This is a genomic window from Streptomyces sp. NPDC029296 (assembly GCF_055569255.1).
Map to the genome: position 1 here is coordinate 1 of NZ_JBVHXT010000111.1, position 1,739 is coordinate 1,739.

The 1,739-nt window shown below is 69.5% G+C and carries 1 protein-coding gene; it reads right to left on the reverse strand.

Annotation, left to right across the window (positions count from 1 at the left end):
- On the reverse strand, positions 1 to 1,149 hold a 1,149-nt coding region (locus tag ACZ4W9_RS40255; RefSeq protein ID WP_467944214.1), incomplete at its 3' end, for an IS110 family RNA-guided transposase.
- Positions 1,150 to 1,739 lie beyond the last annotated feature (590 nt).

Below are 1,739 nucleotides of genomic sequence, written 5' to 3' on the forward strand. Positions count from 1 at the left end.
GCCGACCATGCGATTGAACAGATTGCGCAATGCGGAGGCGTGCCAGTCGCCGTGCTTGTCGCGTCGCCGGCGGTAGTGGGTCTTGGCTCCGGGCGAGGCGGTCAGAGCGGCGAAGGCCCACAGGTAGCCGGCGTGATTGAGCCGGTCGTTCTTCACACGTCGGCGGGTGACGCTGGACTTCTTGCCGGAGGCCCGGGTGATCGGCGACGAGCCCGCATACGCCTTGAGGCCCCGGGCGTCCGCGAAACGCGTTTGATCGTCCCCGATCTCGGCCAGCACCCGGGCGCCGAGCTGGACGCCAAGTCCGGGGAAGCTGAGGAGAATGTCAGCGTCCGGGTGCTGAGGGAACACCTCTTCCACCGCCTTCGCCAGGTCGTCCGCGGCCGTGCACGCGGCTTCAAGCTGCCCCAGGAGGGCCAGCATCTGCTTGCCGAGCGCGTCCTCGACCAGCGCCAGCTGCCGGGCCCACTCACCTCGAAGGGCTGCCCGGAGACGCTCGGTGTCAGCTTCGATGCCGCGCTTGCGGCCGGACCGCCTGAGGGCTGCACTGATCTGTGCCCGGCTCAGCCGGGCGGCTTTGGCTGGTGTCGGTGCCAGCTTGAGAAGCTCGCGGGCCTCGGGCCGGCACAGGCCGTTGGTCCACATGGCGAAGGCGTCCAGCGCGGCGGGGTAGTACTCCCGCAGCAGGGACCTGAGCTGGTTGGACATCTGCTGCCGGTTCCAGGTCGCATCCTGCTGTGCTCGGGCCAGGACGGCGATGGCGCGGGCCAGGTCGGAGTCGTGGGGCAGCGGCCGGTGCGCGTGCATGTCGGTGCGCAGGATGTTCGCCAGGACCAGGGCGTCGCCGGGGTCGGACTTCTTGCGGGAGACGGAGTGCCGGTCGCGGTAGCGGGCCGCGGCCATCGGGTTGATCGCGAAGACCTGCCGCTTGCCGGTCCGCAGGACCGCGACGAGCAGGCCGCGGGAGGTCTCGATCGCCACCGGGATTGGGCTGTCTTCGGTGTCGCCGTGCTCGGCGAGCAGGTCCAGCAGGATCTTGTAGCCGGCCGCGTCGTCGGTGATGTGGCGTTTGGCCAGTAACTGGCCGCTGTCGTCGACCAGGGCGACGTCGTGGGTCTTCTCCGCCCAGTCGATTCCGCAGTAGATCAAGGTGGTTCCCTCCCCGAGGTGTGGGTGTTTGCGCTGGTCACGAGCGCATGCGGGCCACGCGGCTCCCTAATTCAAGGTCTCGACCACGAGGGTCGGACCGACGCCTCACTAGCCGTGTTCGTGGCACCAGCGCACCGCGCGGGCCTCGGTCTACGCGAGAGCTCAGACGGCCCGGCCGCAAGGAGAGGTCACCGTGCGGTGGGCTCGTCCCACCAACACCAACGAGTGATCAAGGCGGCGGGTATTGACGCTCGACGACCCCAGGCGGCGCCGATCTACCTCAAGGCATCCAGGCCCATTCCACTGAAGGCATCCGCCCGGCGCCGACGGGCACCAACAGCCCGCCGCCGATGATGGCGGTGGCGGAGACGCCGGGCGCCACCGGTCTAACCCGAGGCATCGAGGCCAGCCCCACAACAGGCATCCGCCCGGCGTCCACGCGACCGCCACCACCACGAGCGTGAGGGCCGACCGCGCGGTCTAGCCAGAGGCTTCGCGAGCCCAGCTCCGACGAGGCGTGACGGCCCTCACCACTCGAACACCCCAGGAACGGCACCCTGCCACCCCGGGGGCTCTTAGCAACGAATTAG